Origin of the sequence: Pseudonocardia sp. NPDC049154 (assembly GCF_040648315.1) — a bacterium.
Taxonomy (GTDB): Bacteria; Actinomycetota; Actinomycetes; order Mycobacteriales; family Pseudonocardiaceae; genus Pseudonocardia.
The window spans coordinates 1-5,091 of the sequence record NZ_JBEZDN010000229.1; the positions used below are offsets into that span (position 1 = coordinate 1).

Sequence of the window (5,091 nt, forward strand, 5' to 3'; positions counted from 1 at the left end):
CGGCTCGGGGCCGCGCTCGCCGAGGGGGCGGGGCTCGGCGACGCGGCGGCGTTCGCGCTGGCCCTGCGCCTGACGGGCGCTCGGGACTTAAGTCCCTAGAACCCGTTCCAGGTCTGGGCCAGGCTCGGTGCTCGCGGCGGTGGGAGGGGACGCCCGGCCGGCGATCGGATCGAAGCCGACCCCGGACCGGTGCCGCGTGGGCTCGGCCGGAGGGCACGCCGGCCGAGCCCACTCATGTGGGTGGTCCACGGGCGGGAGCGCGTCGTGCTGATTACGGTCCGGTCATGAGCACCATCGTCGAGAAGGCCACCGAACTGCGCCGGCTGCACGAGGCGCCCGAGCTCCTGCTCGTCGTCAACGTCTGGGACGCGATCACCGCCCAGGTCGTCGCACGGACCCCCGGCACGAAGGCGCTGGCCACCGCCAGCCACGGCATCGCCGCCTCCCGGGGCTACGAGGACGGCGAGAACATCCCGCGGGACGAGATGATCGCCGAGGTCGGGTTGATCGCGCGGGTCGCCGGCGACCTGCCGGTGACCGCCGACCTCGAGGCGGGCTACGGCGACCCGGGCGGCACCATCGCGCGCGCCATCGACGTCGGCATCGTCGGCGCCAACCTCGAGGACCAGATGAAGCCGCTGGCCGAGTCGGTCCGGGCGGTCGAGGCCGCGATCGCCGCCGGGGAGAAGGCGGGCGTGCCGTTCGTGCTCAACGCCCGCACGGACGCGTTCCTCCGGGCCGGCGACCGGGACCCCGAGGATGTCCTGGCCGACGCGATCGAGCGCGGGCGTGCCTACCTCGAGGCCGGCGCGACCACCTTCTTCGTGCCGGGCAGGCTCGACGAGACCACGGTCGGTCGCCTCGTCGAGGCGCTCGGCGAGCGGAAGGTCAACCTGATCGGCGTGCCGGGGTCCATCCCGCTGGAGACCGCGCGGAAGCTCGGCGTCGCCCGGGTCTCCTACGGCCCGTGGAGCCAGAACGTCGCCCTGACCGCGCTGGCCGCGCTCGCCGAGGACGTCTACGCCGGCGGCGGGCTGCCCGCCGACACCCGCCGGCTCAACTGAGTCCGGGCCCGGGCGGCCGGACGGGGATGACTCCTCCCGTCGGGGGTAGCACCCGCCGTGGCCGGCCGAGCCCCCGACCGGGGGCGGAGAAACGCTGCCGGCCCGCAGAGGAGGCGGCGATGCGCGCGATGGTCTACCGGGGGCCCTACAAGATCCGGGTGGAGGAGAAGGACAGACCGCGGATCGAGCACCCGAACGACGCGATCGTGCGGGTGACCCGGGCGGCGATCTGCGGCTCGGACCTGCACCTCTACCACGGGCTCATGCCGGACACGCGGATCGGCCACACCTTCGGCCACGAGTTCGTGGGCGTCGTCGACGAGGTCGGCCCGACCGTGCGGAACCTGCAGGTCGGCGACCGGGTCATGGTGCCGTTCAACATCTTCTGCGGCTCCTGCTGGTACTGCGCGCGCGGGCTGTACTCCAACTGCCACAACGTGAACCCGAACGCCACCGCGGTCGGCGGGATCTACGGCTACTCGCACACCTGCGGTGGTTACGACGGCGGGCAGGCCGAGTTCGTGCGGGTGCCGCTGGCGGACGTCGGACCGGCGAAGATCCCCGACTGGATGGACGACGACGACGCCGTCCTGCTCACCGACGCGCTGGCCACCGGCTACTTCGGCGCCCAGCTCGGGGAGATCGCCGAGGGCGACGTGGTGGTCGTGTTCGGGGCCGGCCCGGTCGGGCTCTACGCCGCACTCTCCTCCTGGCTGATGGGCGCCGGGCGGGTCATCGTGGTCGACCACCTCGACTACCGGCTGGAGAAGGCCCGCACCTTCGCCCACGCCGAGACCCTCAACTTCACCGAGGTCGGCGACGTCGTGCTGCACCTCAAGCGCGACACCGGGTTCCTCGGCGCGGACGTGGCCGTCGACGCCGTGGGGGCGGAGGCCGACGGCAACTTCCTGCAGCACGTCACGACGGCCAAGCTCAAGCTGCAGGGCGGCTCGCCCGTGGCCCTGAACTGGGCCATCGACTCGGTGCGCAAGGGCGGCACGATCTCGGTCGTGGGTGCCTACGGGCCGCTGTTCAGCGCGGTCAAGTTCGGCGACGCCATGAACAAGGGCCTCACGCTGCGGATGAACCAGTGCCCGGTGAAGCGGCAGTGGCCCCGGCTGTTCGAGCACGTCCGGCAGGGCTACATCAAACCCGCCGACATCGTCACCCACCGGGTGCCGCTCGAGCACATCGCGGAGGCGTACCACATGTTCTCGACGAAGCTCGACGACTGCATCAAGACCCTGGTCCTGCCGAGCGCGGCCTGAGGGAGGAGACCCCGATGACCTACACACCGGACAAGCCGCAGCTGAAGGAGTCCCTCGACGAGCTGCGGGCCCGCATTCCCGGCTGGGGCGCGGACCTCGACCCGAAGGACCGGCCCTCCAACCCCAAACTGGAGTTCCGCGCGGACCTCAGCGGCGCGCACTGGCGCTTCCCGGACCGGCAGCCCGACGACGACCGCCGCGAGCGGTCCGTCGAGCACCAGTTCCTCACACCCGTCTACGGGACCACCTGCCCGCGCCGCGGACTCTCCGGCGCGGTGCGGGGCCTGGCCTACCGTCGCTACAGCGAGGGCCGGGCGGCGCACTGGCTGCTGCTGATGCTCGGCGACCGGGTCGATGCGTGGGAGAACCACCTGCGCTCCTTCGCCACCCTGCGCCCGGACGACCCGGTCACCGAGACGGGCGTGCTCGGCGAGTTCTCCCGCCACCCGATCCGGTCACGGTTCGGCCGGGGCCGCGCCGACCTGGCGCACCAGTGGCTCGATCCCGTCGTGGTCGCGGGGCCCTGGGTGGCCGCGGGCGCGCTGGCGGTGAAGGGCGGGCGGAGTCTCGTCCGCAACCGGGCGGCCCTGGCCGTGGCGAGCGCCGGTGCGGCCCGGGCCGCGGGCCGGCTCGCGGGTCAGGTCCGGCGCCGAACCAGCATCTCCAGCGACACGCGCGCGGGCGGCAGGTAGAGGGCGAGGACGGGCCACGGGCCGTCGACGGACAGCCAGGTCCGGGAGCCGCTCCCCCGCGGCTCGACGCCGTGGTCGAGCGACAGCACGATCGGGCCGGACCGGACGTCCCCAGGCCCAGGAGCCGGTACCGGGACGGGCGGCGGGTGTGCCGTCCGGCCCGGGCCCTCGCCAGGCTCGTGGACCTCCGTGACCGTGAACGGCACCGCGAGCCGCAGCGGTCCGCGGACCCGGCCGGACATACCCGCACCCGACCAGCGCGCGTCGCGGCCTTCGCCGCGGGGAGGAGGGTCTGATGGCCGGCGACCAACACGACGGGAACGAGCAGGACCGGGAGATCCAGGCGCAGCAGGGGCCGGGAACCCCCGGCACCGACGTCACGCGGGACGGCCTGCGGGGGGTGCGTCCGGACAGGGACGCCGTCACGGGCGTGGCGGCGGGCAGGCCCCGGCGCGGGCGGCACCGGCGCTCCCCGCCGAAGAGCTCCTCCCCCATCCGCTTCGCCGGCAGCAGCAGGAACCGGGCCAGCCGCAGCGCCTCGGCGGTCCCGATGCGCCGCAACAGCTGCACGGGCCCACGGACGGGCGGGAAGGTGGGTGAAGAGCGTCCGCAGGAACGGCTCGCGCAGCACGTCCCAGCGACGGCACAGATCCAGCCACGCCTCGGTCGAGCGACTGCAGCGCCGGGGAGGCCCGCGACAGCGGGTAGAAGGCGCTGAACAGGTCGGTGACGTACCCCGGATGCAGCTCCGCGGAGCGCACCGCACCGCCGAGGTGGCCCGTCGCCCCGAGCAGGCAGACGTCCCAGCCGGCGTCGGCGAGCACGGCGGCGGCCACCAGCCCGTGGTGGCCCCCGCGGACCACTGCCGCGTCGACCTCCAGGTCGGTCATCGCGTGCGGGGGTTCCGGTTCGGTGTCTGGCCGGCCACCCCGTGCCGCAAGGGCTGGTTGGTGTCCGCCGTGTCGACGGGGTCGGCCGCGCCGGTGTCCGGGACCGGGGGGACCTCGGGCTGCCGAGCGGCCGGGTCGCCGCCGGAGGGCTCCGCCTCGCCGCGGGCCAGCGCGTCGCGCCGGTGGGTCAGGGCCTCCAGCACCGCCGGGCGGTCCGCGTGCCCGCGCTCGTACTCGATCAGGGTCTCCAGGCCCCGCTCGTCGAGGGTGCGGACGCGGTGGACGAGGCTGCCCTCGGGCAGCTGGTCGTAGTCCGGGATCGGCAGCTCGCTCCGGTCGGTCATGGGCCGGGGGTACCGCGGATCGCGCGACCCATGCAGGCCGTCACTCGCCGGAGGGCGCGGTCCCCGGCTCCGGGTCGTCGGGCGGCTCGGGGCGGACCGGCTCGAGCGCGGTGGTGTCGCCGCACACGGCCAGGAAGGCGCGGGCGAAGGGCGAGCCGGCGGCCTCGGCCCGCAGGTGCGCCCGGTCGATCTGCTCGCGCAGGGCGCGGGCGTGCGGGAAGAGCCGCGCGAGGTCGCAGAAGTGCTCGCTGAGCGCGAGGGCCATGGACAGCAGGATGTCGGGGCCCGACTCCACGGGTAGCAGGACCGAGTCCACCCGCAGCTCCTCGGCCCGGCCGAGCTGCTCGCGGGTCACGGGCCGGTCGGCGGGCCGGAAGATCAGGTCGACGAGCACGTCGCCGCCGCCCTCGTCGACGTAGGCCTTGACCAGCCAGTCCTCGGGCGGCTGCACGGTCCCGCAGCCCGGCCGCGCCGAGGACCCGCAGCGCGTCGGGCACGTCCTCTTCGACGAGCACGAAGTCGACGTCGTGCACCGGTTCGGAGCCGCCGCGCGCCCAGGACGCGTACCCGCCCGTGAGCGCGAACGGCACCCCCGCCCTTCAGCGTGGTGCCGACGCGCTTGAGGGCCTCGCGCATCGCCCGGTCGGCGAGAGCCCGGTCGGTGCGGTCGGTCACGCGCCCCCGGCCTACCCGGCCGGGCGCGCCTCAACCGGCCACGATCGGGACGAAACGGGCCGGGTCCCGACGAGCGGGCGCGCCGGACCCGGCGCAGCGCTGTGCGGAGACGACCGTGCCGCGCGCGGAGAACCGGTTGTGCAGGCGCAGGGTCGACT

Annotated in this window: 7 protein-coding genes; 3 read left to right on the plus strand and 4 right to left on the minus strand. The window is 74.7% G+C overall.

Features of this window, described 5'->3' with window-relative positions; all coding sequences use genetic code 11:
- The first annotated feature begins 284 nt into the window (after positions 1 to 284).
- The 3 genes from AB0B41_RS42595 to AB0B41_RS42605 all read left to right on the plus strand — a co-directional run bounded on the left by AB0B41_RS42595 (position 285) and on the right by AB0B41_RS42605 (position 3,024).
- On the plus strand, positions 285 to 1,064 hold the full coding sequence (locus tag AB0B41_RS42595) for an isocitrate lyase/phosphoenolpyruvate mutase family protein (protein WP_358212855.1): 780 nt from the start codon (positions 285 to 287) through the stop codon (positions 1,062 to 1,064).
- A 119-nt stretch (positions 1,065 to 1,183) separates the two neighbouring features.
- The gene (locus AB0B41_RS42600; protein WP_358212857.1) at positions 1,184 to 2,332 is read left to right on the plus strand and encodes a zinc-dependent alcohol dehydrogenase; all 1,149 of its coding nucleotides are present in this window, start codon (positions 1,184 to 1,186) and stop codon (positions 2,330 to 2,332) included.
- Between the two features lie 14 nt (positions 2,333 to 2,346).
- Positions 2,347 to 3,024, plus strand: a complete 678-nt coding sequence (locus AB0B41_RS42605) for a hypothetical protein (protein WP_358212859.1) — start codon at positions 2,347 to 2,349, stop codon at positions 3,022 to 3,024.
- On the opposite strand, the gene AB0B41_RS42610 is transcribed toward AB0B41_RS42605, so the two are convergent.
- The 4 genes from AB0B41_RS42610 to AB0B41_RS42625 form a co-directional block, all read right to left on the minus strand.
- Positions 2,970 to 3,266 (minus strand): hypothetical protein, encoded by a 297-nt coding sequence (locus AB0B41_RS42610; RefSeq protein WP_358212861.1) that lies wholly within the window; start codon positions 3,264 to 3,266, stop codon positions 2,970 to 2,972. The genes AB0B41_RS42605 and AB0B41_RS42610 overlap by 55 nt on opposite strands.
- Positions 3,267 to 3,446: 180 nt before the next feature.
- On the minus strand, positions 3,447 to 3,914 hold the full coding sequence (locus tag AB0B41_RS42615) for an NAD(P)-binding protein (protein WP_358212863.1): 468 nt from the start codon (positions 3,912 to 3,914) through the stop codon (positions 3,447 to 3,449).
- Positions 3,911 to 4,258: a hypothetical protein gene (locus AB0B41_RS42620; RefSeq protein WP_358212864.1), complete on the minus strand. Its 348-nt coding sequence runs from the start codon at positions 4,256 to 4,258 to the stop codon at positions 3,911 to 3,913. The genes AB0B41_RS42615 and AB0B41_RS42620 overlap by 4 nt, the downstream gene beginning before the upstream one ends.
- Before the next feature lie 40 nt (positions 4,259 to 4,298).
- Entirely contained in the window at positions 4,299 to 4,709 is a 411-nt protein-coding gene (locus tag AB0B41_RS42625) for a hypothetical protein (RefSeq protein ID WP_358212866.1), read from the minus strand.
- Positions 4,710 to 5,091: the final 382 nt, after the last annotated feature.

What these genes read in the sequence shown, in the direction of transcription:
- AB0B41_RS42615 (WP_358212863.1), bottom strand. Translation starts at nt 3,914, where the DNA reads ATGACCGACCTGGAGGTCGACGCGGCAGTGGTCCGCGGGGGCCACCAC.
- AB0B41_RS42610 (WP_358212861.1), bottom strand. Translation starts at nt 3,266, where the DNA reads ATGTCCGGCCGGGTCCGCGGACCGCTGCGGCTCGCGGTGCCGTTCACG.
- AB0B41_RS42595 (WP_358212855.1), top strand. Translation starts at nt 285, where the DNA reads ATGAGCACCATCGTCGAGAAGGCCACCGAACTGCGCCGGCTGCACGAG.
- AB0B41_RS42605 (WP_358212859.1), top strand. Translation starts at nt 2,347, where the DNA reads ATGACCTACACACCGGACAAGCCGCAGCTGAAGGAGTCCCTCGACGAG.
- AB0B41_RS42620 (WP_358212864.1), bottom strand. Translation starts at nt 4,258, where the DNA reads ATGACCGACCGGAGCGAGCTGCCGATCCCGGACTACGACCAGCTGCCC.
- AB0B41_RS42600 (WP_358212857.1), top strand. Translation starts at nt 1,184, where the DNA reads ATGCGCGCGATGGTCTACCGGGGGCCCTACAAGATCCGGGTGGAGGAG.